This is a genomic window from Candidatus Nitrotoga sp. AM1P, assembly GCF_013168275.1.
In the GTDB taxonomy this organism is placed as follows: domain Bacteria; phylum Pseudomonadota; class Gammaproteobacteria; order Burkholderiales; family Gallionellaceae; genus Nitrotoga.
This window is the reverse complement of the sequence record NZ_AP019547.1, coordinates 1,797,627-1,823,982: the sequence shown is the minus strand read 5'-3', so window position 1 is coordinate 1,823,982 and position 26,356 is coordinate 1,797,627. Positions and strand designations below refer to the sequence as shown.

Genomic DNA, 26,356 nt, shown 5'->3' with positions numbered 1-26,356 from the left:
TTCATGCATAGCGAGACTTCATCTGGCTGATTTTGGTTATGATTGAATCCTAAGTTCCGGCGACACGTTTGGTCAGGCCAAAGACACGCAATCATTCGCAGAGTGTGGACAAGGCAAGCCTGGAGATATGCTGGGCGCATCGGTCGGTGTCATTGGGACCGCCCTTGCACAACAGCATTTGCGCAATGTTCACGCTTACCGCGACGTACCAACGCTTGGCCAACCGGAGGCATTTATTCACGCTAAGGATGGTTTGTATGTTAGTGACGGTAACATCGGATCAGACAGCAAGAGAAGACGACGACTTAGATCAGGCTGGCACTCGGGTGCGCCAGTGAGGCCGTCAAGCCCTGAAGGTATGGGCCAAAGCTGAAGAGGCCCATCAATCGTCCCCGCTTTGAAGTGCATAATGGATCGGTTTCAGTTCAGGTGCGTGTTCCAGTCGGAGGTAGAAGTAGGTAGTTTCGCGGCGGTGTTTGATCGGGATCAAGCGTAACGGGTTCCTGTCTCAACAGCCTTCGGAAACCCTGTGATGTTGAGGGGGTATCAGCGTGATTCTTTAATCATATAAGTAGCTTCATTTCAAGGAGTGGCAATATGTCAGACATACAAAATATTCTCGTTGCTACCGATTTTTCGGAGCGGGCAGAGAGAGCGGAAAAGCGCGCTGCTATGCTGTGTACGGGACACAAATACAACATAGCGGAACTAATGACAGTGAAAGAGTACGTGCAACTTGAGGAGCTTGCGCGCCTCATGAATAAGTCACCTGAAGCAGCCAATACAGAGGTTACCCATGCGGTTCTCCGCGAACTGCAGGCCAGGGCCAGCGGGTTATCCGATGAATGCGGCGTCAAATTTACCTGCACCGTGCGATTCGGCCAGCCTGCTATTGAGATATCGGCCCGAAGTGAGGAAATTTTTGCAGACTTGATTGTGATTGGTGCGCACGGCAGCAATTTCTTCACCGATATCTTTCTCGGAAATACGGCCGACAAGTTGATCCGACGCTGCAGGCGACCTTTATTGGTGGTGAAAAACGAACCGACTTTCCCATATCGAAATATCCTTGTTCCTGTAGATTTTTCGGATGATTCGAGGCAGGCCGCACAGTTGGCGCTCCAAATAGAACCACAAGCGGAAATCACGTTTCTTCATGTCTATGACGTTATGTTTGCAAGTAAATTGTCTTATGCAGGTGTTTCCCAGGACGCCATTGATCGCTACCGCATAAAGACTCGCCAGGAAGCCCTTCTGGCATTGAACAAGTTCATTGATGATCTCGATACTTCGCGGCGGGGCATAATGCGCGACGTTGTTCTTGGTCATCCCAGTGCGATCGTGCGTGACTACGCTGAAAAAATGCAAACAGATTTAATCGTTATAGGAAAACATGGGCGCTCACGCATTGAAGAATTGATTGTAGGCAGCGTTACTCGTGACACGATCCACTGGACAAAATGCGACATTATGGTTGTACCTCCGCTCGCTGTTTAAGAGCATTAGCATTCAGCGGAAGGTTTTTCAGAGCATTTCAATTCCTGAAATAGCTACATGCTTCTGAAGCTATTAATCGCTTTTATTCCTGCTCGGGAAAACGGTAGACGTCACCAGACCCAACCCCGCTGTCGCGTTTGCGGGCGCGTAAGTCACGATACACCGCTGCCCGCATGATGAGCATTGACACGACCGGAGCAGTCATCAAGACAAAGACAGCGATCAGCAATTCATGAAGCACCAATCGCGATTGCAGCACGGTGAAATAAAGCATGGACGCCATCAACACACATCCCGTACCAAGCGTGACGATAATTGCCGGACCATGGATGCGCTGATAGAAATCGGGCAGGCGTATTAATCCAAGAGCGCCAATCAGGATGATGCTTCCTCCTAGTATCAATAACGACACAAGCAAGGCCGCGGCCCATAGTGGGATGGTTTCCATTTCATTCATTCGATGATCTCTCCGCGCATCAGAAATTTTGCCAAGGCAATAGTTGACACAAAACCGAGCAGCGCAATGAGTAGCGCCGCTTCGAAATAGATCTGGCTGCCGAAACGCATGCCGAGGGTCAGCGCCAGCAGCATACCGCACATCCACAGCGTGTCCAGCGCAAGCACACGGTCATGCGCCGTCGGCCCGATCAACAGCCGAACGGTGCAAAACAGCATGGCAATCACGACACAAATCAGCGCGTAGTTTATTGCCAGTGCCAGCAGGCTAATCATGGTGGATTTTCCTCATGAACTTCCTCGTGAAAAATGTCGATAATGGGCTTTTCATAACGGGTCTTGATGGTATCAACCCACCACTCTTCATTGTGCAGGTCGAACACGTGCAGCACCAATACGTGCCGGTTCGGTAAGATTTCTACCCAAACTGTCCCCGGGGTCGAATTGATCAGGCATGACAGCAATGCCAAACCGTATGGGTTACGCAGATCGAGTGGAATTTTAATGAATTGAGAGTTCAGTCCATCCGGCTTGGGAAACAGGATCAAGCGGCTCACGGTAATCGCGGAACGCACAATTTCCACCAGCGCCATTCCCAGCAAGCGAATCAGCATTACGGGTTTTGCCAATCGTGGATAGCCGATTGGCTGCATCAGGGTTCGTGCCAGCAACGGTGCGACGATGGCAAGCACTGCGCCCAGCAGCAGATGGGCTGGATCCAGACTCTGGTTGAGCAGCAGCCAGAGCACAAACAGCATTCCCGACAGCAGCGATGATGGCAGCCAGCGCTTCATTGCGCTTCCTTTTTACCCAGCGGACCTGGGATGACGGGCTCCGACAGTACCTTATTTATGTAGTGCTGGGGGTGATGCAAATCTGCCGTCGTACGCTCCAGATAAGCGAGAACCGGTCCTGCCTGTACCGTCAGTACAACGCAAAGCAGCAACAGCAGGCTGATCGGAGCCGCTTCGGTGAATGGCAGGTGAAGCGGTGAAATTTTGCCTGTCGCCCAGAAGGTCCTCACGCCGAAGCGCAGCAATGCTATGGTGGCTGCCAGGCCTGACAACAGAATCAAGGCCATCAGTGCCCAGGTAGCAGGCGTGGGCGTGCTGCCCGCTACGCCGGGATTGAGAAGCGCATGGAACAAGCCGAATTTCGCAACGAAACCGGAAAGCGGCGGCAATCCTGTGATAATCAGCGCACAGCCGGCAAACGACAGGCCGAGGAATGCGAGCGCGCCCGGGATACTCTCGCCCACCGGCTCGTCAGGGGCTTCCTCGATTGTAAAGACTTCCATTGTCAATGCCAGAACCGCTGCGCTCGGTGAGCGAATGCGTTCGATCAATTCGAGCAGCAACATGAAAGCCCCCAGTGCAAGAGTCGATCCGAGCAGGTAGTACAAGCCCGCGGTCACCAGCGAAGGTTGTCCATAGCCGATTACCGACAGCAGAATGCCGGACGAAACAATCGCGCCAAAGCCTGCCAAGCGTCCCGGCGCCTCGCTTGCCAGCATGCCAGCCGCGCCGAATACGATGGTTGCCATGCCGCCCCAAAGCAGGGCATCTAAGCCGAAACCGGCGGCCGCGCCCGCTTCGCCGGAAAAAATCAAAAGCCATACACGAAGAATCACATACACGCCGACCTTGGTCATCAGCACGAGCATTGCCGCCACCGGGGGTGACGCCGCCGCATAGGTGGCCGGCAGCCAGAAACCAAGCGGCCACATTGCGCTTTTGGCGAGAAAAGCAATAGCCAGCACTGCCACGCCAATTTTCAGCAACGCCAGTCCATCTGTATTGATTGCAGGCAGTCGCATAGCCAGATCAGCCATGTTCAATGTGCCCGTGCTGGCGTAGATCAGCGCAACGCCGATCAGGAACAATAGTGAGGCTGCGAGGTTGATGGCGATGTACTGCATTCCAGCGCGGATACGTGTCACGTTGTAGCCATGCAGCACCAGCCCGTAGGAAGCGGCCAGCATGACTTCAAAGAATACGAACAAGTTAAAAAGATCGTGCGTCAGGAAGGCGCCGTTGATACCCATCAGTAGGAACTGGAACAGCGAATGAAAATGCACGCCGATGCGGCTCCAGCGCTGCATGGAATAGAGCAACGCAGTCGTCGCTAGTACCGCTGTCAGCAGCAGCATCAGTGCCGCCAGACGGTCGGCTACCAGCGCGATACCGAATGGTGCCGCCCAGTTCGCCGCCAGGTAAACGCCGATGCCTTGCGGCCAGTGGCCGCTATCGGCCATCCACATCAGTCGAGCCGCTACCACGAGCAGGCAAATCACCGACCCCAGGTTAATGAAAAACTTGAGATGATGGCGTCGTTCGTTGAGGGCAATCAGCAGCGCGCCGCACAGCAGCGGCAGCAACACGGGCACAACGATCAGGTGTTGATCCCATGCCAGGTTCATTGATCCGGCTCCCGGCCATCTACATGATCGGTGCCGGTCAGGCCGCGCGAGCCGATCATGATCACGAGATAGAGTGCCGTGGTGGCAAAGCCAATCACGATCGCAGTCAACACCAGCGCTTGCGGCAAAGGATCGGCAACCGTGGCCGGATCGGGCAATTGCGTGCCAAGCGTCAAAGGTGGACGATCAATCCACAGACGTCCCATCATGAAGATGAACAGGTTGACCGCGTAAGACATCAACAGTAGTCCAGTCAATACCTGGAAGGAGCGCGGGCGCAGGATCAACCAGATACCCGATCCGAACAAAATGCCGATGGCGAGCGCGATAACAAGTTCCATCAGATGGTCTCCGGTGCAGAAGCGGTCTGGGTGGCGGCAGGCATGGCTTGCGGCAGCCGGTGACTGCGTACCGATTGGTGCGCTAGCGCCACCAGGATCAGCATGGTGGTACCGACCACCGTTACGAACACCCCCAAGTCAAAAAAGAAGGCGCTCGGGACATGAATTTCTCCCAAGAGCGGCAGGTGCAACCTTGCTGTGTGACTGGTGAGAAACGGATAGCCAAACAAGAATGCGCCAAGTCCTGTCAGACAGGCAATGACGAGTCCATACGCAATCCAGAGATGAGTTCGCAGGCCAAATCGTGATTCCACCCAAACCGTACCCGCCAGCATGTATTGCACGATGATCGACACCGCAAAGATCAGTCCGGCAACGAAACCGCCGCCCGGCAAATTATGCCCGCGCAGAAAGAAGTACACCGCGACGACGATCATGAATGGCAGCAGGAAGCGCAGATAAACGCCGGAGACCAACAGATATCCGTTATTGGCTTGCTGCGCTGGTGCTTGCCGCGCCACCGGATCGACGTCATTGACCCGTTGCGCAGGAATGGCCATGCTCTCCGGTGCGGGACGGAAGCGGCGCAGCAATGCATATACCGTCAATGCCACAATGGCCAGCACGGTAATCTCTCCCATGGTGTCGAAGCCGCGAAAGTCAACTAGGAGCACGTTGACTGCGTTGCTTCCTCCGCCTTCGGACAGCGCGCTTAACAGGAAGAAATTGCCGATACCTTGCGGCGCTGGCCGGGTCAGTATCGCGTAGCTGAGGGCGGCCATGCCTACGCCGCCAACCACGGCAACCAGCATGTCGCGCGAACGGCGAAGCCATACCCGATGCGGCACCTGAATGTTCAATTCACGTGGCGTCAAACGCGGGGGCAACCAGCGTAGGCCAAGAAGGATCAGCACGGTAGTGACGGTCTCCACCATCAATTGTGTCAATGCCAAATCAGGAGCCGACAACCACAGAAAGGTCAGGCTGGTGACGATGCCGGTACCACCCACTAGCATGAGCGCGGCAAGACGATGATATTTGGCTTGCCAGGCGGCAGTCACTGCGCACGCGCAGCCTATCAACCACATCAACGCGAACAATGCATCGGATCCGGCAATGACAGGTTTGGCGAATTTCGGCAAGGGCTGGACAAGCAATAGCGGTATGCCGATCAGCGCCACCATTAGCAGCAGCATTTGTGGTTGCAGACGTTGGGTGCCGAGCCATTTCACGAGCCAGGACGCCGCCACGCCCAAGCGCAAGATTGTGGTCTCGTAGGCTTGCGCACCATTGAACCTGTTCAGTAGCGGCGTCTTGTCTCTAGTGGCAAGCGCAAAGTATTTGCGTAGCAAGACATAGAACGTGATTCCGCCCAGTAGCGCTATTACGCTCTTGAGAAGCGGCACGTTAAAACCATGCCATATTTGCAGGCTAAAAGCGGGCGTACGCTCGCCGAGTACGGATGCAACCACAAGCTTGAGGGTGGGTTCTACGCTAGGGCCGGGTGCGACCCCGACCACCAGGCACAGCACTACCAGTATCTCGACCGGGAATCGCATCCAGCGTGGCGGTTCGTGCGGCATTTTCGGCAAGGCTTGACTCGGCTTTCCAAAAAAGACGCTAATGAAACGCAAGGAATAAGCCACACTGAAAATTCCCATCATCACCGCGACGACCGACATCGACCAATCTTTTGTGCCGCCCACTAGCGCAGTTTCAGCAAAGAACATTTCCTTGGAAAGGAACCCGTTGAGAAGCGGCACGCCGGCCATTGCGGCGCTGGCTACGATGGCCAGCGTACCCGTGAATGGCATTTGCCGGTAAAGCCCGCGCAGTATGCGTATATCGCGGGTTCCGCATTCATGGTCAATGATACCTGCGGCCATAAACAAAGACGCCTTGAAGATGGCGTGATTAAAGGTGTGGAACACCGCCGCAACCATGGCAAGCGGTGTACCCAGACCCAGTAATAACGTGATCAGGCCCAAGTGGCTGATAGTCGAGTACGCCAGCAGACCCTTCATGTCATGCTGGAAAATCGCTGCGAAAGAGCCGAGCAGCATCGTACAGATGCCCGCGCCAGCGATGATCCACACCCATTCCTGGCTGCCGGACAATGTCGGCCACAGGCGTATCAGCAAAAATATACCTGCCTTCACCATCGTGGCCGAATGCAGATAGGCTGACACGGGGGTAGGGGCGGCCATCGCGTGCGGCAGCCAGAAATGAAAAGGGAATTGGGCACTTTTGGTGAGCGCCCCAAGAGCGATAAAGATGAGCGCCGCCAGGTACCACGGATGCGCGCGCACCAAGTCACCTGCTGCCAGTACCGCGTCCAGGTCATAACTGCCGACGATGTGACCGAGAATCAGGACGCCGAATAACAAACACAATCCACCGGTCGCGGTAACTGTGAATGCCATGCGGGCACCGCGGCGGGCGTCGATACGATGATGCCAGTAGCCAATCAGAAGAAACGACGTGAGACTTGTCAGCTCCCAGAACACCACCAGCTGTATGAGGTTTCCTGAAAGCACTACCCCCAGCATGGCGCCCATGAAGGCAAGCAAAAAGGAAAAGAACCTTGGAACGGGGTCCTTGGGCGACATATAGTAGCGTGCGTACAGCATCACCAATAGGCCGATCACCAACACCAGCATGACGAACACCCAGGCAAGACCGTCCATGCGCAACGCGAAATCCACCCCATAGGCTGGCAACCATGTGGCGCGGTAATGTACGATTTCGCCATTGCCCACTTTCGAATAAAGGAGAACCGTCACCAGCAACCCGGATAAGGTCACAACGCTCGCCAGTATGGCTTCCCGATTACGTGCATTGGCCGGCATGCATGCCGCAACTGCGCTGCCAACAAAGGGAAGCAAAATAAGAATCAACAGCAGCGTAGGCATCCGGCAGTGTCCGTTATTAAAGTAGCAGATAAGGTAAAAAAGTTTAATGAGTGGAAAGTAATGTTCAGAGCGAAAGAAGTGATCAGTACAGACTAAGCGATGCAATGAATTTATACACCAGAAATCATACCGTCTGTATGATAATTGTTAACAGCTAAATTAACAGGCGGATCTTCAATCCAGTCACGCAATCGGAAAAATTCGATGCTGAGGGAAAATTTATACGGCGCTATCTGCCGCAATTGGCAAAGCTTGATGCCAAGCGTATTCATGCACCTTGGCTGCTTTCTGAAACAGAACGGATAAAGGCCGGGATTGTTTTCGGTGAAAACTATCCGGCACCGATGGTCATGCACGATCTGGCACGCCTGAAAACGTTGGACCGCTATGCTGTGGTCAAAAAATGAACTGCGTTTGATTCGGGATTGTAGAAGTGTCTTGGCCAGCTCGGTAGGTCGAGGAGATGATTCACAGTGTGCGCGCAAGTACTGAGTCGTTGTACCCAGTCATTGGTTGTCTCATCAAGTGCTATAATTCGCGCTTCTTGTGAAAGTGTTGTGTAATGTTTGCTGTCCTGAATTTTAAATCCCATCTTTCCGAATTGTTCGCGCAGGCTGTGCGTGTTGTTGCACCCGAAGCGACACAGACCGACATTCTCATCGAGCGTCCAAAACAAGTGCTGCATGGCGATTACGCCTGTAACCTGGCGATGCAGCTGGCAAAGCCGCTGCGCAAATCTCCACGTGACATTGCGCAAGCATTGGTCGCAGCCTTGCCTGCATCTCTAGTAGTAGAAAAGGTGGAGATTGCGGGAGCGGGTTTCATTAATGTATTCATTACGACTGCAGCCAAACAGAATGTGGTGCACAGCGTGCTGCAGGCAGGGGCGAGCTATGGACATATTCATCTGGGTGCGGGGCGCAATGTGGGGGTGGAGTTCGTCTCGGCCAACCCGACCGGGCCGTTGCATGTGGGACATGGTCGTGGTGCGGCAGTGGGTGATTGTTTGTGCCGCGTGTTGCAGACGGCAGGTTGGAATGTGACGCGGGAGTTTTACTATAACGATGCTGGTGCGCAGATCGATAATCTCACCCTATCAGTACAGTTGCGCTGCAAGGGTGTGACACCTGATGATCCGTCGTGGCCTGAAAATGGTTATCGCGGTGATTACATCACCGATGTCGCCCGTGCGTATTTGGCGCAAGAAGCGGTGGAAGCCGACGATCAGCACGTGCGGGCATCGGGTGATATAAATGATGCCACTGCCATCCGTCATTTTGCGGTAGCTTATCTGCGCAGTGAACAGGACCTCGATTTACGCGCCTTCGGAGTAAATTTCGATGTGTATTCGCTGGAGTCTGCACTCTATACCGAAGGAAAAGTAGAGGAAGTTGTCAGCAAGCTTATTGCCAGTGGCCATACGTATGAGCAGGACAATGCACTATGGCTGCGCACAACAGATTTTGGTGACGACAAAGACCGCGTAATGCGCAAGAGCGATGGCAATTTTACTTATTTTGTGCCGGATATCGCTTACCACTTGGATAAATGGCGACGTGGCTTTACCCGCGTCATTAATGAACAGGGCGCGGATCATCACAGCACCATCACCCGTGTGCGTGCGGGGTTGCAAGCTTTGGATATTGGCATTCCGCAAGGTTGGCCGGATTATGTGCTGCACCAGATGGTGACGGTGCTGCGCAATGGCGAAGAGGTGAAAATATCCAAACGCGCGGGGAGCTACGTCACCCTACGTGACTTGATTGATGAAGTAGGCTGCGATGCTACGCGCTTCTTCCTCGCGGCGCGCCATCCCGATTCTCAACTGGTGTTCGACATTGATCTAGCGAAATCGCAGAGCAATGAAAACCCTGTGTATTATATTCAGTATGCTCATGCGCGTATTTGTAGCGTGTTGGGGCAGTGGGGCGGCGATGTTGCAGCGTTACACCACGCCGATGTGAGTGCGCTTGAAAGTGACTACGAGCGCGCCTTGTTGCAACGTCTGATTGACTATCCGCAGGTGATCGAAAGCGCTGCGGAAGATTTGGCACCGCACCTGATAGCGTTCTACTTGAAAGATTTGGCTGCTGATTTTCACAGCTATTATAATGCTTCGCGCTTCCTGGTTGAGGAAGAAGGTATAAAACTGGGGCGGTTGGCGTTGATTGCTGCGGTGGCACAGGTCATGCGCAACGGCTTGGTATTGTTGGGTGTTTCCGCACCGGAAAAAATGTAGGCTGGGTTCCTTCTACTGTGGGATGAAAATCCGCGAGGTCGAAACAAAATGTGAAGTTGCCGATTCTATTGGTTGTTCGACGAACTTCACGAGCATGAATAAATTTTTTTAAAGATTAATTATATGAGTAAAAACAGTAGCACTCGATCCGCAGCACCCCGCCAAGGTAGTTCGTTACTGACTGGCATTTTGGTCGGTATGGTAGTGGGGCTGGTTATTGCGGGTGGAGTGGCATGGTACATTTTAAAGACCCCCAGCTCGTTCGTAAATAATGTACCGCATGAAACGACTAAGCTTGCGGCGGACTCTGAGAAGCAGTTTCCCGCATCGGTCGCAAAAACTGCTCAGGCACCCACTTCTGCGGCTGCATCAGGTGTGGATGAAGGCAAACCGCGCTTTGAATTTTACAAGGTGTTAACTGACAAACAAGATGCAACGGTCCTTATACAAAAAAGCAGCGACAATGTGGCAACGATAGAGAATAAGTCTGCACCTGTTCAGTCTGCGGGCAATGCTACTGCGAAAGAAATTTATTTTTTACAGGCGGGTTCATTTTCCAATGCGGAGGATGCGGATAAATTAAAAGCCAAGTTGGCTATGCTCGGTATAGAAGCCAGTGTGCAAATCGCGACCATTCCTGATAAAGGGGTGTGGCATCGTGTGCACGTCGGTCCTTACAAGGGCAGAGAGGAAATGAATAATGCATTGGCAGTGTTGAAACAAAATGGGGTAAGTGCTACTCCAATGCTTGCGAAATAGCTGAGAGATATACTCACTGGCTAAAGAAGCAGGGGTCTATTCATTCAGCTACTGAAGTGTTTAATTTGACGTTTAATCCGAACATTCCCTATTCGCATGAAACCGTATTGGATATTATTTGTTAGGCAGTAAAAAATATGCATAACAAACAAAGAGTAGAGAGTCGCATAATGATATATTTGTGTTGGCAGTCCTAACTTTGCATGGAGATAGATATGAAATTCATCAAACAGATTTTTGTGGTGCTAGCGTTGCTATGTGTTAACCAAGTTTTTGCGGAACCTGAACTGGGCAAGGATTACAAAGTGCTCAATACGGTGCAGCCAACGCGCGCAGGCAGTAAAATTGAGGTGTTGGAATTTTTCTTTTACGGTTGTTCACACTGTTTCAAGATGCACCCAGCGCTGACCGCGTGGGAGAAAAAAATGGCTAAAGATGTTGAATTAGTCTATGTGCCGACCATTTTCAATAACTCTTGGGAGCCGATGGCACGTACTTATTACACGTTGGAATTGCTGGGACAGCAAAAGCGGCTGCACGACGACCTGTTTAATGCTTGGAACGTGGACAATATTGATCTGAGCGACGAGGCCAAGATCGTTGAATTTGTTGGTCAGCGCGGCGTAGATCGCAAGAAATTCAGCGACGCCTATAATTCCTTCGCCATGCAAAGCAAGATAACACGCAGCAAACAATTGGCGCAGATAAATGGCATTCGCGGCACACCGTCGCTGACGGTGGACGGCAAATATCTAATTAGCGGCCTAGGACCGGATGAAAGCATTAAAGTGTTGAACTATTTGATCGACAAGGCACGCAAGGAGCGCGCGGGCAAACGTTAGTGGCCGTACAACGCGTCGTTATCAGCGGCGCATCCAGCGGCCTGGGTTTGGCGCTGGCGCGTTATTATCTTGAGCAAGGCGCGATGGTTGGGGTGCTCGCCCGTCGCGCTGATTGTCTGCAAGACCTCTCTAAGCAGTTCCCCCAGCAAGTTTATTGTTATCCACTGGATGTGCGTGATTCAGCTGCCGTGCAAGCGGCGGCGCAGAGCTTCATTGCGCGCGCCGGTGTGCCGGATATCGTGATTGCCAATGCCGGTATTAGTGTTGGAACGCTCACTGAATATGCTGAGGACATTGATGTTTTCCAGCAGATGATGGATATTAATATGTTAGGTGTAATCAAAACTTTTCAACCGTTCCTAGTGCCTATGCGTGAGGCCGGACAGGGCTTATTGGTTGGTATCGCCAGTGTGGCAGGATTTCGGGGGTTGCCGGGGGCGGGTGCCTATTCCTCATCCAAGGCGGCGCTCATCTCTTATATGGAAAGTTTACGTGTGGAATTGCGTGGTAGCGGGATGCGTGTAGTCACTATCTGTCCTGGCTACATCAAAACGCCGATGACCGCCGTCAACCCTTACGCCATGCCTTTTATTTTGTCAGCCGACGAAGCAGCGCGCCGTATTGCACGAGCAATTGCTTCTGGCAGCTCATTTGCGGTAGTGCCGTGGCAGATGGGGTTCGTCGGGCACGTGCTTAAGCTGCTGCCGAATTACTTATATGATTTTGTGTTTTCACGGGCTCCGCGCAAGCCGCGCAAGTTGCTTTAACTTCCGGCCTTTAATTCAAGTTTTGATTGGAATCCTTATAAGTGTTAATCAAGGACTCGCTACCTATCTCGAGAGAGTCATAATCTTCGCGTACTCGTATGAAGCGAGCGAATCGTGGGATACCGGTTTTTTCATTTAGTCCGTTATAGCGGTAGGTAACCCATCTTCCTAACTGGGGCGGATGGCGCCGATCTACATTAGATAGCCCAGTACCCAGACGAAAGCGTAATCCGTCAGCCGATTCCACCTCCAAAGCGCCTAATGTGCCTGCATACTTACCTTTACCCGGCAGGTGAGCGACTACCTTGGCTTCGGCATCTTCGTAGGGCTTTAGTTTTAATAGGTCGTCGCTGCGGACTGCCCGGTAAAGTGAAGTGCCGCGATGCAGCATCAGGCCTTCACCCCCTTGCTTGACTACCCGCTTAAGCATTGCCCTCAAAGCGGTTTGATCGGCTACTTTAAACTGCTCCACATGGTGTACCCATGGTTGCCCGATCTGCGTGATGACAGGCTGTAATGCCGCATTCCGTTCGGAATAGCTACCTGGATGCGCTGGCAGATCGAATACCATGAAGTGCAGCGTGCGCCACTGGGCTTCGTCGGGAATTTTTTTCCTGACGGTGGAAACTGCGCGGGAAAACTGGCCGCGGCCAACCCATAATTCCCCATCGAGAGGAATTTTTGGCCAGCCGGTAGTAAACCATGCTGGGGCTTCGATATGCTCGCCGTTCCGCGTTAATAGTTTTTCACCATCCCAGTAACCGCGCATGCCATCAAATTTTTCACTCACCCAATAATCTGCCAGCGTGACATCGCCTCGAAAGACGTTTGCCAGCATGACTGAAGGTGGCGCAAGCCCCGCTGCTCGTAGGGGTAGACAACAAAACACAAGTGCTAGCGATAAAGTACAAAGCCGTACCCAACTGGGTAGATTGATTCCTGACCAGCAGGGTATTTTCACCTGAACAGGTGTGAAATGTGTCATGCATCCATCCGAAAAGGTATTGCTCGTGGCAAATTTTCAGGTCTTGTGTTCGAGACGTTTTGACGGTGATGGTTTGCCTGCTATACCAGCAGAAAGCGCGATTTCCAAGGCTGTTTCCAGCCGGATAATTCGCGCAGTAAGATTTTCAATTTTTTCCTGCTGAGTTTTCATTGTCCCCGCCATGCGTTCCACCTTATCGTTCATTTTGATGATGGTGGTGAGAGCGTCCCACATTTTCTCGGTAACGCCCATCAGATTTTTTGCCCTGAAATTTCCATTTGAGCTATTCTTTGATTGGATTTTTCGACGAAAGCCAACGCATCATCAATGGCATTTTCTGCCTGAGCGGTTGATTTCTGTATCTGGATGGTCATCCCTTCCAAAAGGGTGTCGTTTTCTCCTGTTTGATAAGAAGCCGCGGCACGGCGAAACAGCTCGCCAAGCGAGATGCCTGCCTGTTGCGCTTTTTCGACAAACAGATTTTTTTCCATTGGAGACATCAGCACGGGAACACGTGCGGTTGCGGTAGCCATGTAAATTTCCTTTTTGTCATGTGCAGGACATGCACATTATAACGAGGAGCATTGGAAGTCAAACATGTGGGTATTGATCATTTTGCAGTCGTTCTGAGCTACAGGTTTCGCGGGTACGCTAATGTGCCGCCGCTTCGACTTGTCTGTCATTTTGATTGGGCTGCTTCGAGTTCGTCCGTCACTTCGCCCTATCCCGAGTACCTCATTCGCGTGGCTGAACATTGTGGCTAATCAGGCTAATTTTTGACTGTGCTAGCGAAAAACCCATAATTTACTGCCAATATAAGTAAAAATCGTTAAAGCTACTGTAGTTACAATTTGCGCTTTCCACACTGATAAACCAGCGGTCATCAGGGTACCAAGCAACAGACTGTTTGCCATCATTTGAATAAACAATGCCAGCACAAAGCGAAACATCGCTTTTCTAAAACCTGCTGTCGGTGAAAAAACGTGAAAATATGATAAAAGAAAGCGGGTGATGGCTCCCGCGCAGAAACCGAGCATACTAGCAAGCAGCCCCGTCATTCCAAATTGGATCAACACAAACATTACGAAGTAGTGAGCTGCAGTTGCGATAAATCCCGCTATGACGTGCAAATAAAAACTGTAGATCCAGGAAGGCATCTTGCCGGGAAGAAACGCTACTACAGATTTTTTCGAAGAAGCGTCTGACATAGCGTTGCGTCAGTCTGGCTTGCGGAATAAAACGTGACGATAAATTCCGAAGCGGGCTAAAAAACCTAGAGTGGATGTGATGAGAACGCCGAAACCATATCGAACCGAGCGAGAAAAATTAATTGAACTTGCTTCAGCGAAATATTTCGTAGGCACAGAGATTTCGCCGACAGCGAAATTATTGATAATTGCCTGGGCCAATAGTTCATTATCAAACACGAAATCATCAGAATTCTGTTGCCATGGCAAGGATTGCAACAATTTTAATGAATATGCACGATATCCTGTGTGGTACTCGGAGAGTTTTGCGCCTAACAGCAGATTTTCAATTGCGGTAAGCACGCGATTAGCAATATATTTCCATGCAGGCATTCCTCCTTTGAGTGCACCACCACCAAGAATTCTAGAGCCAATCACCATGTCATACACACCTGATTCGATCATAGCTGCCATCGCGGTGACCAAGCGCGGTTCATATTGATAATCAGGATGCACCATTACAATAATATCTGCCCCTTTCTTAAGGGCCTCGGAATAGCAGGTTTTCTGATTGGCGCCATAACCCAGGTTGGATGCATGTAGCTTAAGTGGAATTCCTAGCTTCTGCGCAATTGAAATCGTGTCATCATCGCTTGCATCGTCTACTACCAATATATGATCAACAATATCATGAGGGAGTCTGCGCCATGTGATTTCAAGTGTTTTACCTGCTCGAAATGCAGGCATAACTACCATTATTTTTTTATTATTTAACATAGCCATGCATCTTTGAAGTTGTATCCAAAGAAAAGATGATAATTTTATCATCTTCATACTGTGGCAATCCAAATCGGATACGCAGGGCTGCTTCGCAATTCGAGGTATCCTCACCTACTAGATGCTGGGTATTATTGTATTCCTTTACCATATATGGTTTTTGGTAAGCAATTAGGTCTATCTTGTGTTTAGCAAGACTTGCCTGATCACTCAGGAAAACAGCATTTTTAAAATTGAAACGCTCAATATTTAGAATTTCTCCGAAGCGCCAATCCACACATAATCCAGTGAGATAAGCGGGAATTATAGTTTGTCCGCTGATGAGCTCCCAGCGTGGAGCATCCCAGTTGTAGCTCTCAAAATAAAAAGGTGCAATCGCAATATGCAAACTATCACGAGGCAAGGCAGCTAATTGCGACCAATAGGAAGAGAGAGGGATATCTTTAATGGATCTCTTCAGAATTAAATTGTAGTCAGGACGAAAGTCAAAGTAATAAACTGGATGCGTTAGATTGGTATTTGGATGTCGTAGCATATTAGCTAAAGGCGATTGAAGAGCTAGTAATAGTGGCGGCGTGAACAGGATCGCAGCCCCGATAACCTTACGTGTTGGCCATATTTTTTGCTCAAGAGCGTCAGCAAGCCGGGCAGAACCAGCGGCCACAAAAAGTAAGAGTAAGGGGATTGCTTGTAATAGATAACGTCCGAAGGTGACTGGGTGATGAACCCACGCTGGTTTTGTCACCAAAATTATCACCAGCGTTAAGAGCATTCCAAGCAATGCACTACGAACGACCATCAGTTCACGCCACAGTCTTGGCACTCCAATTACCGCTAGCACGAGGCAGATCAGGATCACCATACTCGATGGAGTGCCAAACCATACATACCATACACCTACAATTGTCTGCCAATTGGGGCCATTAATACCACTTTTTTCCCCAATTACTGTGATATTCGCCAAGAGAGGGGGCAAAATAAATAATAACATGCCGATTGCCGTTGGCAATCCAAGGAACAATATTCGGCGAAAGCGAAATTGACGTTCAGAGGCTGGGGCTCGGAGTATTGAAATCCCTTCATAGAGAAATGGGGCAACCACAAACGGACCTACAATTAAATGCATCCATGTTGCAAGCACAGCCGTTATTCCATATAAGGAACCAAAAACAAGCTGATGAGAGGTTGTGCTGCAGTAACGACAAAAAGCAAAATGTGCAACATAGCCGAGCAAAAGGGTAATAGAGTAAGGGCGCGCGGTTTGGCTATAAACAATCAACATTGGCGATATCGCCAGCATCGAGGCAAACAAAATTGCTTCTCGCTGCCCGACTGTTCGCCAAACGTACCAGGGTAATAATACTAACGTTGCAAGCCCGCACAACATCATTGGCCATCGCATACCCAGTTCGCTCAGGCCAATCCACGATGCTTCTATCCAGTACAGCAAAGTCAAGGGAATGCTATGGTCGGCGTACCCAAACGACATTAGGATGTCCCGAGGACTATGTAATATTAGTTGATGTATTGCATGCCATTCGTCATCATTTAGTGTTTGGACAAGAAACTGGTCAAGTCGTATCCAGACACCTAGAAATAGCACGACGACATAAAGAAAAAGCGGGATAAGAGCGAAAAAATGTTTATGCATCTTTTTGCTTTTTAACGGAATTTTATTCCCGGATATCTCATCAGTATTCGTAAGTTATTTACTTCGTGGTCATCAATACTGACAAAAATCATTCCTTCTCTCTCGCAACATGTTGCGGAAGAGAAGGAGTATCTCATATGAGAGTCACTTGGCAGGTTAAGCTTGGCGACTGCAATCGAGTTGGTAAATCTGTTAAATATTTCTCTGCCACCCTTATAATGCTCAAAGTTTAGAGCATCTGGTCTTCAGGGCTTAAGTTCCAGGAGGAACGAAGCATTACACTAACCCGCCAGTTTGCGCTTTAGAATTTCATTCATCTGTGCAGGATTGGCTTTGCCTTTGCTGGCCTTCATGGCGAGGCCGACGAAAAAGCCAAACACTTTCTCCTTGCCGCTACGATATTCGGCGACTTGCGCTGGGTTGGCGGCGATAATCTCGTCTACCATTGCCGCCATTGCGCCGACATCGGAGATCTGTTTCAACCCTTTTGTTTCGATAATGGTATCGGGGTTGCCGCCTTCACTCCAGAGTATCTTGAAAACTTCCTTGGCGGCGGCGTTGGAAATGGTTCCATCGGCAATACGTTTAAGCATACCGCCTAGCTGCTTGGGTGAGATTGGGCATTGTGTAATATCGCGATCTTCACGGTTAAGTGAGGCGCTTACATCACCCATCAGCCAGTTGGCGCACAGCTTGGCTTCCTTGGGGACTTCATTTAGCGTCGCTTCAAAGAAATCTGCCATTTCTCGTGATGAGGTCAAAGTGTCGGCGTCGTAAACAGATAGGCCGAGATCGGCAACATAGCGTGCCTGCTTGGATAGTGGTAGCTCGGGGAGCGTGCCGCGTACCTGTTCGATCCATTCATTATCAATCGCTAGCGGCAGCAGGTCAGGATCCGGGAAATAGCGGTAATCGTGCGCGTCTTCTTTGCTACGCATCGCGCGAGTTTCACCCTTGTCGGAATCGAACAACACTGTCGCTTGCTGGATAGTACCGCCGTTCTCCAGCGTATCTATCTGCCATTGTGCTTCGTACTCAATAGCCTGCTGTAGAAAGCGGAACGAGTTAAGATTTTTGATCTCGCGGCGTGTGCCTAATTCAGCCCCCGGGCGACGCACGGAGACATTGGCATCGCAGCGGAACGAGCCTTCCTGCATGTTGCCATCGCAGATGCCGATCCAGCGCACCAGGGTGTGCAGCATTTTGGCATAGGCCACTGCCTCGGTGGCAGAGCGCATGTCCGGTTCCGAGACAATTTCCAGTAGAGGTGTTCCAGCGCGGTTGAGATCGATACCGGTCATGCCATGAAAATCTTCGTGCAATGATTTTCCTGCATCTTCTTCAAGATGGGCACGGGTTAGTCGTACCACTTTTTTATAGGTTTGTCCTGTGGTCGTTGTAGGGACCTGAATAGTCAACGAGCCTTGGCCAATTATGGGTAAATCAAACTGACTGATCTGGTACCCTTTTGGCAGGTCAGGATAAAAATAATTTTTACGTGAAAACACGGAGCGTGGCGCAATATGCGCATCGACCGCAAGGCCGAACCTGATAGCACGTTCCACTGCGCCACGGTTCAGCACCGGTAATACGCCTGGCAGCGCCAGATCTACCGCGCAGGCTTGGGTGTTGGGTTCTGCGCCAAATGCGGTCGAAGCGCCAGAAAAAATTTTGCTGCTAGTCGAGAGTTGAGTATGAACTTCCAACCCGATAACGATTTCCCATTGCATGGTGCGGTTCCTTACATCTCGATATGTTGCGGAGTGCGGGTGTGCCAGTCGGTCACCTGCTGATATTGATGTGCCACGTTTAGCATGCGCGCCTCGTCGAAATAATTGCCAATAATTTGCAAGCCAACGGGCAGGCCATTGCCGCCGAAGCCTGCCGGGATGGACATGCCGGGCAGGCCTGCGAGATTCACCGCGATGGTGTAGATGTCGGAGAGGTACATTTGCACCGGGTCATCGTTTTTCTCGGCCAGATTGAAGGCAGTGGTGGGAGTAGTTGGTCCCATGATGACGTCACATTGCTTGAATGCTTCGACAAAATCCTGCGCGATTAAGCGGCGAATTTTCTGTGCCTGCAAATAATAGGCGTCGTAGTAACCGTGCGATAGCACATAAGTGCCGATCATAATGCGCCGCTTTACTTCTTCACCGAAACCTTGCGCGCGGGATTTTTCATACATGTCTGCAAGATTGGTGTATTCCGACGCGCGGTAGCCGTAACGCACACCGTCGTATCGCGACAGATTGCTGGAGGCTTCAGCCGGGGCCAGCACGTAATACACTGGGATAGACAGGCGCGAGTTAGGCAGGCTGATGTCTACCACACTGGCACCTAATTTTTTATATTCGGCAATGGACGCTTCGATCGCTTGCGCGACATCTGTGCTCAAACCTGCGGCGAAGAATTCTTTGGGCAGACCGATGCGCAAGCCATTCAGCGGCTTATTTAAATGTCGTGTGTAATCTTCGGCCTCACGTTGCAGGCTGGTGGAATCACGCTCGTCGAAACCGGCCATTACATTCAGCAGCAGCGCCAAATCTTCTGCGCTGCGGGCCATTGGCCCGGCCTGATCGAGGCTGGAAGCAAAGGCAATCATGCCGTAGCGGGATACGACGCCATAAGTGGGTTTCAAGCCTGAGATGCCACATAGTGCGGCTGGTTGGCGGATAGAGCCGCCCGTGTCGGTGCCGGTGGCTGCTGCGCATAAGTGGGCCGACACCGCTGCTGCACTGCCGCCAGAACTGCCGCCGGGCACGGCGTTGTTATTCCAGGGGTTTTTTACATTGCCAAAGTAAGAAGTTTCATTGCTGGAACCCATGGCGAATTCGTCCATGTTGGTCTTGCCCAGATTTACTGCGCCGACGCGGTTGAATTGTTCAATCACATGCGCATCGTAGGGGGCAATAAAATTAGACAGCATTTTCGAGCCGCAGGTAGTACGCCAGCCCATTGCACAGAATATATCTTTCTGAGCAATGGGAATGCCAGTGAGAGCATGGGGGTTTGATTGCGTCAATTGGACATCAGCTGCACGTGCCTGCATCAAGCTCATCTCTTCATTTACCGTGATGTAGGCATTGAGTTTTGAGTTGAGTGCGGTGATGCGGTGAAGATACAGTTGCGTTAATTCAACGCTGGAAATTTTCTTGTTGCGCAATGCGGCGCCTAGCTGTAGCAAACTGGAATTAAGCATGGTCTTGGAACTGGAAAGTTATTCGATGACTTGTGGTACTAAATACAATCCTTTTTTAATTTGTGGGGCTGCAGCCTGAAATAGTTCACGTTGATTGTGTTCTGTGACCACATCCTCACGCAAGCGTTGGGATATATCCTGAGCGTGCGACATCGGTGCAATCCCATTAGTATCGACTGCCTGCATTTCGGCGATCAAGCTAAAAATATTCAAAAGCTGGGCGTGCGCTGTTTGCGCTTCCTGCTCGGTCATTCCTAGTCTGGCTAGCCGGGCAACTTTATAGACATCATTAATACTGAGCGACATAGGCTGAATTCTTTATCTTTATTAAAGGTAGCGTAATAGGTTATCATCAATAGCATTGCCAGACTAATTTTTTGCGATATTTGGGCACATTTTTTTCTATTCCGGGATTCTTCATGTTTGGATTTTTTGACAACTATTTTGCTAATGATTTAGCGATAGATTTGGGCACTGCTAACACCCTGATCTGGGCACGTGGCAAAGGCATTGTGCTGGATGAGCCATCGGTGGTAGCAATTCGCCATGGGAGTGGCCCGAACGATAAGAAGGTGATTCAGCAGGTGGGGCTGGCAGCCAAGCAGATGCTCGGGCGTACGCCCGGCAATATTACTGTCATACGCCCGATGAGGGACGGCGTAATTGCCGATTTTACCGTCACCGAACAAATGCTCAAGCAATTCATCAAGAGAGTGCATAAATCCGGCATTTTTAGTCCTAGCCCGCGCATCGTGATTTGTGTGCCATGTGGCTCCACCCAAGTAGAGCGGCGCGCTATCCGCGAATCAGCGTATGGTGCGGGTGCGCGCCGGGTGGAGTTGATTGAAGAGCCTATGGCAGCAGCAATCGGCGCTGATCTGCCAGTGGAGGAGCCAAACGGCTCAATGGTGGTGGATATCGGTGGTGGTACCACCGAAGTAGGTGTGATTTCACTGGGCGGTGCGGTGTATTCCGGGTCCATACGTGTCGGTGGCGATAAGTTCGACGAGGCTATCATTAATTATATTCGTCGTAACTATGGCATGTTGATTGGCGAAACGACCGCAGAACAGATCAAGAAAGAAATCGGTTCGGCATTTCCTGGCAGCGAAGTGCGCGAAATGGAGGTGATGGGACGTAATTTAGCGGAAGGTGTGCCGCGTAGCTTTACCATTTCCAGTAATGAAATACTGGAGGCCCTTACTGATCCACTTAATAATATTGTCAGCGCGGTGAAGATCGGGCTAGAGCAGACCCCCCCTGAACTGGGTTCGGATATCGCCAGGAAGGGGATGGTTCTGACTGGTGGTGGTGCATTGCTGCGTGATATCGACCGCTTATTGATGGAAGAGACTGGTTTGCCCGTGTTGATTGCGGATGACCCCCTTACCTGTGTGGTGCGCGGTTCCGGCAAGGCTCTTGACCGGATGGATAAATACAGTGGAATTTTCACCAGCGATTAAGCATCAGATTTAACGGCGTGTGGATAATTTTAAATTAATACAGTCCAGTAATGCCCTTCTTCTCCGACTTTGCTTCCGTAAATGGAAGAGAGTAGCAATGGTGTTGTAACTGAGAACTGTAAGCAGAAATGGCTGTTGAAACGCCCTAATGGAACAAAGCCAGCCCCTTCGCTTCTTCAATCGAGGCCCCTCTCCTGCCGTCCGGCTGGTATTTTTCGCGCTGCTTTCATTGCTGCTATTGTTTGTGGATGTACGTTATCGATATCTGGAATCCATACGTAGTGGTCTTTCAGTCTTGTTGTACCCTCTGCAACGGTTAGTCACGGCACCCAGTAAGCTATGGCATGAGGTTGATGATTTTTTTGTCTCTCATAACAGCTTGATTCGCGACAACGCTGAATTACGCAATCAACATACTTTAGATATTGCGCAGTTGCTACAGCTGCAGGTACTGAAGGCAGAGAACCAGCACTTGCGTAACCTTCTTATGGTGCAGCAACGCGCCGATTATCCCATGCAGCTAGCCGAAATCATGTATGTCGAACGAGATATTTTTAATCGCAAAATATTATTGGATAAAGGCACGCAGGCAAATGTGTTAGCCGGACAGATAGTGATGGATGATAGCGGTATCGTTGGCCAGGTTACACGCGTTTATCCTTGGATGAGCGAGGTCACGTTAATTACTGATAAGGATCACGCGGTGCCGGTGCAGGTGTTGCGCAATGGTTTGCGTGCAGTGGTGTTTGGCTCTGGTGACACCGGTGAGCTGGCGCTGCGCTATATGCCCATCAGTTCGGATATCCAGAATGGCGATGTATTGGTAACGTCCGGCATTGATGGCACTTATCCGCCCGGCCTGCCGGTGGCCAAGGTAATCCATGTCGAGCGCGATCCTGCCTATCCTTTTGCTCGCATTTTATGTGCCCCGATTGCGGGGGTGGATAAGCGGCGCCAACTGTTGATTTTGTCCGCGTTACTGAAGTTACCGGAGCGTCCAGAGGTGGTTGTGGAAACTGCGACCGACAAGCCCAAAAATGGCAAACGGGGGGGGCGGTGAGAGACCGTATTCTGAAAGACCAGGAATTCCAGTTGCCCGTCAGTCGTATTTTCATCGCAGCTAGTTTGCTCGTTGCGTTGTTGCTTGATTGGTTGCCATGGCAAGGTATGTTGCTGACGTTCCGTCCAGATTTTGTCGCGCTGGTATTGCTCTACTGGTGCACGCACAAACCCTACCATGTTGGTATTAGCATTGCGTGGACGGTAGGCATACTTGCCGATGTGGCGGATGCAAGTCTCTTCGGACAGCATGCACTGGCATACTCCATATTAGCTTTCAGCGGGATCGTATTGCATCGTCGGGTGTTGATGTTCAATTTGCATCAGCAGACCTTGCAAATTTTCCCGCTGTTATTGCTTGCATATACAGTGTATGCCGCGGTGCATTGGCAGTTACGCGGCAGTATTTCATGGGAATACTTCATTGGCAGTGTCGTTTCAGCCTTGCTTTGGGCACCCGTGACCATATTGTTACAGGCCTTGCGTCGTCCCCGTGCTGCAACTGATCAGTTATGAAGCGTCACATTGAGTTTAAAGATACTCAACGAGAAATTCATTATTTTCGGCTGCGTCTGGCGTTAAGTTTAGGGTTTGTGTTACTTCTGCTATTACTTCTGCTGGCACGTTTTGTTTATTTGCAGGCGATACAACAGAGCCACTATCAAACTTTGGCAGAGAATAATCGCATTTCCATCGTGCCCATTGCGCCCAGTCGCGGCCTGATACTCGACCGCAATGGCGTCGTTCTGGCACATAATTATTCTGCCTATACTCTAGAGATAACCTTAAGTAAGGTGGTCGATCTGAAGACGACAATTGATGAACTTGCAAAGTTAATTGATATTCAACCCGGAGATCGCAAACGCTTTAAGAGATTGCTGGCCGATAACCGTAAATTCGAGAGCCTGCCAATACGCAACCGTTTAACAGATGATGAAGTGGCGCGCTTTTCTACGCAGCGCTATCGTTTTCCTGGCGTAGAAATTAAGGCGCGTTTGTTCCGTGAGTATCCTTATCACGAGCAAATTTCTCACCTGGTCGGTTATATCGGTCGTATTAATGAAAGCGAAATTGCGCAGCTGGAGGAGGATGAAATAGCTGCTAATTATCGTGGTTCCGATTACATCGGTAAGACTGGCATCGAGCAAAGTTACGAGGGCGAATTACATGGTAAAACCGGTTTCCAACAGGTGGAAGTGGATGCGGGTGGACGCGAGGTGCGAGTGCTGTCGCGCACGCCACCCGTATCGGGCAACAATTTAATACTAACGATAGATGCCAAATTGCAGGGAATTGCCGAGCAGGCGTTTGGCAATTATCGGGGTGCGTTAGTGGCGATAGACCCAAGAAATGGGGAGGTATTAGCCTTTGTCAGCAAGCCGGGCTACGATCCAAACCTGTTCATTGATGGTATTGATGAACAGAGTTGGAATGAGCTTAACAATTCGCCCGATGTGCCCCTCAATAATCGCGCATTGCGAGGCCAGTATTCACCTGGCTCCACCATCAAGCCATTCATGGCATTAGCTGGGCTGTATTACAACAAACGCACACCCGGCTACACTATCAGTGATCCAGGTTATTTCAGTCTGCCCGGCAGTCGTCACCGATACCGAGATTGGAAAAAGGATGGGCATGGCAGCGTAGATTTGTTTAAATCCATCGTGGTGTCTTGTGATACTTATTATTATGGACTGGCCACCGAATTGGGTATAGACAACATATATAGCTTTTTTTCGGAGTTTGGATTCGGTAAGAAAACTGGTATTGATATGGAAGGTGAGGTCTCCGGCTTGATGCCGTCACAGGAGTGGAAGCAGAAACGCTACAAGCAAAAATGGTATACCGGTGATACGGTTTCGGTTGGTATCGGTCAGGGCTACAATTTAGTTACGCCGTTGCAATTGGCTTATGCCACTGCGGTACTGGCCAACGATGGAGTAGCCTACCGCCCCCATCTGTTGAAGGAGGTGCAAAGTTCGCGCACTAGCGAAAAACGCACATTGGGGACGAATCCAGAATCTAATCTCAACCTCAATTCGGAGCATGTCGCGTTGGTGAAAAGCGCTATGGTGGCGGTGACGCAGCCTGGAGGCACCGCCGCGAAGGCCGGTGCGGGCGCATCCTATTCCTTCGCTGGCAAAACCGGCACGGCGCAGGTAATCGGCATTAAACAGGGCGAGAAATACATCGAGAGCAAGATTCAGGAGCGGCATCGCGACCACGCTTGGTTTATGGCCTTTGCACCTTCCGATCAGCCCAAGATCGCGCTAGCAGTGCTTGTTGAGAACGGGGGGCACGGTAGCTCTACCGCTGCGCCGATTGCTCGTAAGGTGTTGGATTATTTCCTGCTGGGTAAGGTGCCTCATCCCTTGCTTACAGTGGATGAAGCCGAAGGAGTGGAACATGATTAAGCGGCGCGTATGGCAACGTTTCGTCGCGCACCTTGATCCCGTTCTGTTAACGCTGCTTGGATTACTTCTGCTGGTTAGCTTGGTGGTGATATATAGCGCTAGTGACGGTAATTGGTTCCGTGTTTTGGCGCAGATGACAAATATACTGGTGGCGTGCGCTGCACTATGGATAGTGGCCAATATGCCGCTTCATTATTTGATGCGGGCAGCCGTTCCAGCCTATCTGTTAGGGATGGTGTTGTTGATTGCCGTAGCATTTTTCGGCGAAATCACGAACGGTGCTCGGCGCTGGTTAAACATTGGAGTGACGACCATTCAGCCTTCTGAGCTGATGAGGATAGCGGTACCATTAATGATGGCTTGGTATTTTGAAAAGCACGAAGCCATGTTGACTTTAAAAAATTATTTTGTCGCAATCTTGCTGCTGCTGCTGCCGGTGGCGTTAATTGCGCGCCAGCCAGATTTGGGTACGGCTATTATGATCGCCGCTAGCGGATTTTATGTGTTATTCCTTGCCGGTATATCCTGGCGAATCATGCTGACCTTCTTGGTCATAATAATGGCAAGTGCGCCATTTGCGTGGTCCACGCTACACGACTATCAGCGCCACCGTATTATGATGTTGCTTGATCCCGCACAGGATGCACTGGGCAGGGGCTACCACACTATCCAGGCCATCATTGCGGTGGGTTCCGGTGGGATATTTGGCAAGGGGTATCTTAATGGTACTCAGGCTCATCTCGATTTTTTGCCGGAGCGCACCACCGACTTCATTTTTGCGGTGTATTCGGAAGAATTCGGCTTGCTCGGTAATATTGTGTTGTTAAGCTTGTATTTATTCGTTATTGCGCGTGGTTTCGTTATTACGGCCAATGCTTCAACTTACTTCACACGCCTTATGGCTGGGAGCATCACACTCACTTTTTTCACCTATGCTTTCGTCAACATGGGTATGGTGAGTGGCATTCTGCCAGTGGTGGGTGTACCGTTACCGCTCATTAGCTACGGCGGCACGTCTATGGTCACATTATTGCTTGGTTTTGGCATGCTTATGAGTATTCATACCCATAAAAAATTGGTGCAAACTTGATGAGATTGGCTGGCAATAGGGCGTCCAACGCGTTAAGTAGCGAGCTGATTTTCATAATATTGCTGCGTGAAAGCAACAGGTGATAACTAGCCAAGGCGGGCCTGTTTCCGCTGCCGGTTAAAAAAGATCTCGACGCGCTGAGTAATCTGTTGTACTGCCTACGCTCGGGTGCGGTAGCGCTGATGATGAACCCGCGCATTTTTGAGCGTACCTCAGATGTTTTTTACCGGTGTCTCAATAATTTCCCTTACGGTTCGTGGGTAATTGTCTGCACAATTTCGGCCCCATTTTTTACA

At 50.6% G+C, this 26,356-nt stretch carries 26 protein-coding genes and 1 pseudogene; 11 read left to right on the top strand and 16 right to left on the bottom strand.

The window, feature by feature from the left end; all coding sequences use genetic code 11:
* Positions 1-597 precede the first annotated feature (597 nt).
* Complete coding sequence (locus tag W01_RS08140) at positions 598-1,497, top strand: universal stress protein (RefSeq protein ID WP_173053694.1); 900 nt, start codon at positions 598-600, stop codon at positions 1,495-1,497.
* 82 nt (positions 1,498-1,579) lie between these two features.
* On the opposite strand, the gene mnhG is transcribed toward W01_RS08140, so the two are convergent.
* From mnhG to W01_RS08110, 6 genes are read right to left on the bottom strand one after another with little or no spacing between them, the layout of a single operon-like run.
* Positions 1,580-1,954 carry a monovalent cation/H(+) antiporter subunit G gene (gene mnhG / locus W01_RS08135; protein ID WP_173053692.1) on the bottom strand — a complete coding sequence of 125 codons (375 nt, stop codon included), beginning with the start codon at positions 1,952-1,954 and terminating at the stop codon, positions 1,580-1,582.
* Positions 1,951-2,229, bottom strand: a complete 279-nt coding sequence (locus tag W01_RS08130; protein WP_173053690.1) for a K+/H+ antiporter subunit F — start codon at positions 2,227-2,229, stop codon at positions 1,951-1,953. Before W01_RS08130 ends, mnhG begins: the two co-directional genes overlap by 4 nt.
* Positions 2,226-2,747: a Na+/H+ antiporter subunit E gene (locus tag W01_RS08125; RefSeq protein ID WP_173053688.1), complete on the bottom strand. Its 522-nt coding sequence runs from the start codon at positions 2,745-2,747 to the stop codon at positions 2,226-2,228. The genes W01_RS08130 and W01_RS08125 overlap by 4 nt, the downstream gene beginning before the upstream one ends.
* Entirely contained in the window at positions 2,744-4,372 is a 1,629-nt protein-coding gene (locus W01_RS08120; RefSeq protein WP_173053686.1) for a monovalent cation/H+ antiporter subunit D, read from the bottom strand. The genes W01_RS08125 and W01_RS08120 overlap by 4 nt, the downstream gene beginning before the upstream one ends.
* Entirely contained in the window at positions 4,369-4,713 is a 345-nt protein-coding gene (locus W01_RS08115; RefSeq protein ID WP_173053684.1) for a Na+/H+ antiporter subunit C, read from the bottom strand. The genes W01_RS08120 and W01_RS08115 overlap by 4 nt, the downstream gene beginning before the upstream one ends.
* On the bottom strand, positions 4,713-7,625 hold the full coding sequence (locus W01_RS08110; protein ID WP_173053682.1) for a monovalent cation/H+ antiporter subunit A: 2,913 nt from the start codon (positions 7,623-7,625) through the stop codon (positions 4,713-4,715). The genes W01_RS08115 and W01_RS08110 overlap by 1 nt, the downstream gene beginning before the upstream one ends.
* 158 nt (positions 7,626-7,783) lie before the next feature.
* Here W01_RS08110 and W01_RS08105 point away from each other — a divergent pair, with 158 nt between their 5' ends.
* The 5 genes from W01_RS08105 (at position 7,784) to W01_RS08085 (ending at position 12,232) form a co-directional block, all read left to right on the top strand.
* The gene (locus tag W01_RS08105) at positions 7,784-8,032 is read left to right on the top strand and encodes an FAD-binding domain-containing protein (protein WP_173055847.1); all 249 of its coding nucleotides are present in this window, start codon (positions 7,784-7,786) and stop codon (positions 8,030-8,032) included.
* 155 nt (positions 8,033-8,187) lie between these two features.
* Positions 8,188-9,864, top strand: coding sequence for an arginine--tRNA ligase (gene argS / locus W01_RS08100; RefSeq protein WP_173053680.1), 1,677 nt, complete (start codon positions 8,188-8,190; stop codon positions 9,862-9,864).
* Positions 9,865-9,987: 123 nt separating this feature from the next.
* Positions 9,988-10,623: an SPOR domain-containing protein gene (locus W01_RS08095; RefSeq protein WP_173053678.1), complete on the top strand. Its 636-nt coding sequence runs from the start codon at positions 9,988-9,990 to the stop codon at positions 10,621-10,623.
* Between the two features lie 215 nt (positions 10,624-10,838).
* Positions 10,839-11,465 carry a thiol:disulfide interchange protein DsbA/DsbL gene (locus W01_RS08090; protein ID WP_173053676.1) on the top strand — a complete coding sequence of 209 codons (627 nt, stop codon included), beginning with the start codon at positions 10,839-10,841 and terminating at the stop codon, positions 11,463-11,465.
* Positions 11,465-12,232 (top strand): SDR family oxidoreductase, encoded by a 768-nt coding sequence (locus W01_RS08085; protein WP_242006913.1) that lies wholly within the window; start codon positions 11,465-11,467, stop codon positions 12,230-12,232. The genes W01_RS08090 and W01_RS08085 overlap by 1 nt, the downstream gene beginning before the upstream one ends.
* 10 nt (positions 12,233-12,242) lie before the next feature.
* Here W01_RS08085 and W01_RS08080 read toward each other — a convergent pair whose 3' ends face one another.
* The 9 genes from W01_RS08080 to gatC all read right to left on the bottom strand — a co-directional run bounded on the left by W01_RS08080 (position 12,243) and on the right by gatC (position 20,340).
* A complete protein-coding gene (locus W01_RS08080; RefSeq protein ID WP_173053674.1) occupies positions 12,243-13,217 on the bottom strand; it encodes a DNA ligase in 975 nt (324 codons plus the stop codon).
* Positions 13,218-13,253: 36 nt separating this feature from the next.
* Positions 13,254-13,469, bottom strand: a complete 216-nt coding sequence (locus tag W01_RS08075; RefSeq protein ID WP_173053672.1) for a hypothetical protein — start codon at positions 13,467-13,469, stop codon at positions 13,254-13,256.
* Positions 13,469-13,750 carry a plasmid mobilization protein gene (locus W01_RS08070; protein WP_173053670.1) on the bottom strand — a complete coding sequence of 94 codons (282 nt, stop codon included), beginning with the start codon at positions 13,748-13,750 and terminating at the stop codon, positions 13,469-13,471. The genes W01_RS08075 and W01_RS08070 overlap by 1 nt, the downstream gene beginning before the upstream one ends.
* A gap of 252 nt (positions 13,751-14,002) precedes the next feature.
* The gene (locus W01_RS08065) at positions 14,003-14,425 is read right to left on the bottom strand and encodes a GtrA family protein (RefSeq protein WP_173053668.1); all 423 of its coding nucleotides are present in this window, start codon (positions 14,423-14,425) and stop codon (positions 14,003-14,005) included.
* 9 nt (positions 14,426-14,434) lie between these two features.
* Positions 14,435-15,187: a glycosyltransferase family 2 protein gene (locus W01_RS08060; RefSeq protein ID WP_198421268.1), complete on the bottom strand. Its 753-nt coding sequence runs from the start codon at positions 15,185-15,187 to the stop codon at positions 14,435-14,437.
* Positions 15,171-16,670, bottom strand: a complete 1,500-nt coding sequence (locus W01_RS08055; protein ID WP_173053666.1) for a glycosyltransferase family 39 protein — start codon at positions 16,668-16,670, stop codon at positions 15,171-15,173. The genes W01_RS08060 and W01_RS08055 overlap by 17 nt, the downstream gene beginning before the upstream one ends.
* A 443-nt stretch (positions 16,671-17,113) precedes the next feature.
* On the bottom strand, positions 17,114-18,562 hold the full coding sequence (gatB, locus tag W01_RS08050) for an Asp-tRNA(Asn)/Glu-tRNA(Gln) amidotransferase subunit GatB (protein WP_173053664.1): 1,449 nt from the start codon (positions 18,560-18,562) through the stop codon (positions 17,114-17,116).
* 11 nt (positions 18,563-18,573) lie between these two features.
* Positions 18,574-20,034, bottom strand: a complete 1,461-nt coding sequence (gatA, locus tag W01_RS08045; protein WP_173053662.1) for an Asp-tRNA(Asn)/Glu-tRNA(Gln) amidotransferase subunit GatA — start codon at positions 20,032-20,034, stop codon at positions 18,574-18,576.
* An 18-nt stretch (positions 20,035-20,052) separates the two neighbouring features.
* Positions 20,053-20,340 (bottom strand): Asp-tRNA(Asn)/Glu-tRNA(Gln) amidotransferase subunit GatC, encoded by a 288-nt coding sequence (gene gatC / locus W01_RS08040; protein ID WP_173053660.1) that lies wholly within the window; start codon positions 20,338-20,340, stop codon positions 20,053-20,055.
* A gap of 113 nt (positions 20,341-20,453) precedes the next feature.
* Here gatC and W01_RS08035 point away from each other — a divergent pair, with 113 nt between their 5' ends.
* The 5 genes from W01_RS08035 (at position 20,454) to rodA (ending at position 26,060) form a co-directional block, all read left to right on the top strand.
* A complete protein-coding gene (locus W01_RS08035) occupies positions 20,454-21,497 on the top strand; it encodes a rod shape-determining protein (protein ID WP_173053658.1) in 1,044 nt (347 codons plus the stop codon).
* A 148-nt stretch (positions 21,498-21,645) separates the two neighbouring features.
* Positions 21,646-22,557: a rod shape-determining protein MreC gene (gene mreC, locus W01_RS08030; protein ID WP_173053656.1), complete on the top strand. Its 912-nt coding sequence runs from the start codon at positions 21,646-21,648 to the stop codon at positions 22,555-22,557.
* Positions 22,554-23,072 (top strand): rod shape-determining protein MreD, encoded by a 519-nt coding sequence (gene mreD, locus W01_RS08025; RefSeq protein ID WP_198421267.1) that lies wholly within the window; start codon positions 22,554-22,556, stop codon positions 23,070-23,072. Before mreC ends, mreD begins: the two co-directional genes overlap by 4 nt.
* Entirely contained in the window at positions 23,069-24,970 is a 1,902-nt protein-coding gene (mrdA, locus tag W01_RS08020; RefSeq protein WP_173053654.1) for a penicillin-binding protein 2, read from the top strand. The genes mreD and mrdA overlap by 4 nt, the downstream gene beginning before the upstream one ends.
* Complete coding sequence (gene rodA, locus W01_RS08015) at positions 24,963-26,060, top strand: rod shape-determining protein RodA (RefSeq protein WP_173053652.1); 1,098 nt, start codon at positions 24,963-24,965, stop codon at positions 26,058-26,060. Before mrdA ends, rodA begins: the two co-directional genes overlap by 8 nt.
* 86 nt (positions 26,061-26,146) lie before the next feature.
* Here rodA and W01_RS14695 read toward each other — a convergent pair.
* A pseudogene (locus W01_RS14695) lies at positions 26,147-26,272 on the bottom strand (IS3 family transposase); the annotation flags it as partial.
* Positions 26,273-26,356 lie beyond the last annotated feature (84 nt).

Bases quoted from the DNA above. Each gene is read 5' to 3' on its own strand.
- W01_RS08140 (WP_173053694.1), top strand. From the start codon at position 598: ATGTCAGACATACAAAATATTCTCGTTGCTACCGATTTTTCGGAGCGG.
- mnhG (WP_173053692.1), bottom strand. From the start codon at position 1,954: ATGAATGAAATGGAAACCATCCCACTATGGGCCGCGGCCTTGCTTGTG.
- W01_RS08130 (WP_173053690.1), bottom strand. From the start codon at position 2,229: ATGATTAGCCTGCTGGCACTGGCAATAAACTACGCGCTGATTTGTGTC.
- W01_RS08125 (WP_173053688.1), bottom strand. From the start codon at position 2,747: ATGAAGCGCTGGCTGCCATCATCGCTGCTGTCGGGAATGCTGTTTGTG.
- W01_RS08120 (WP_173053686.1), bottom strand. From the start codon at position 4,372: ATGAACCTGGCATGGGATCAACACCTGATCGTTGTGCCCGTGTTGCTG.
- W01_RS08115 (WP_173053684.1), bottom strand. From the start codon at position 4,713: ATGGAACTTGTTATCGCGCTCGCCATCGGCATTTTGTTCGGATCGGGT.
- W01_RS08110 (WP_173053682.1), bottom strand. From the start codon at position 7,625: ATGCCTACGCTGCTGTTGATTCTTATTTTGCTTCCCTTTGTTGGCAGC.
- argS (WP_173053680.1), top strand. From the start codon at position 8,188: ATGTTTGCTGTCCTGAATTTTAAATCCCATCTTTCCGAATTGTTCGCG.
- W01_RS08095 (WP_173053678.1), top strand. From the start codon at position 9,988: ATGAGTAAAAACAGTAGCACTCGATCCGCAGCACCCCGCCAAGGTAGT.
- W01_RS08090 (WP_173053676.1), top strand. From the start codon at position 10,839: ATGAAATTCATCAAACAGATTTTTGTGGTGCTAGCGTTGCTATGTGTT.
- W01_RS08080 (WP_173053674.1), bottom strand. From the start codon at position 13,217: ATGACACATTTCACACCTGTTCAGGTGAAAATACCCTGCTGGTCAGGA.
- W01_RS08075 (WP_173053672.1), bottom strand. From the start codon at position 13,469: ATGGGCGTTACCGAGAAAATGTGGGACGCTCTCACCACCATCATCAAA.
- W01_RS08070 (WP_173053670.1), bottom strand. From the start codon at position 13,750: ATGGCTACCGCAACCGCACGTGTTCCCGTGCTGATGTCTCCAATGGAA.
- W01_RS08065 (WP_173053668.1), bottom strand. From the start codon at position 14,425: ATGTCAGACGCTTCTTCGAAAAAATCTGTAGTAGCGTTTCTTCCCGGC.
- W01_RS08060 (WP_198421268.1), bottom strand. From the start codon at position 15,187: ATGGCTATGTTAAATAATAAAAAAATAATGGTAGTTATGCCTGCATTT.
- W01_RS08055 (WP_173053666.1), bottom strand. From the start codon at position 16,670: ATGTCGTTTGGGTACGCCGACCATAGCATTCCCTTGACTTTGCTGTAC.
- gatB (WP_173053664.1), bottom strand. From the start codon at position 18,562: ATGCAATGGGAAATCGTTATCGGGTTGGAAGTTCATACTCAACTCTCG.
- gatA (WP_173053662.1), bottom strand. From the start codon at position 20,034: ATGCTTAATTCCAGTTTGCTACAGCTAGGCGCCGCATTGCGCAACAAG.
- gatC (WP_173053660.1), bottom strand. From the start codon at position 20,340: ATGTCGCTCAGTATTAATGATGTCTATAAAGTTGCCCGGCTAGCCAGA.
- W01_RS08035 (WP_173053658.1), top strand. From the start codon at position 20,454: ATGTTTGGATTTTTTGACAACTATTTTGCTAATGATTTAGCGATAGAT.
- mreC (WP_173053656.1), top strand. From the start codon at position 21,646: ATGGAACAAAGCCAGCCCCTTCGCTTCTTCAATCGAGGCCCCTCTCCT.
- mrdA (WP_173053654.1), top strand. From the start codon at position 23,069: ATGAAGCGTCACATTGAGTTTAAAGATACTCAACGAGAAATTCATTAT.
- rodA (WP_173053652.1), top strand. From the start codon at position 24,963: ATGATTAAGCGGCGCGTATGGCAACGTTTCGTCGCGCACCTTGATCCC.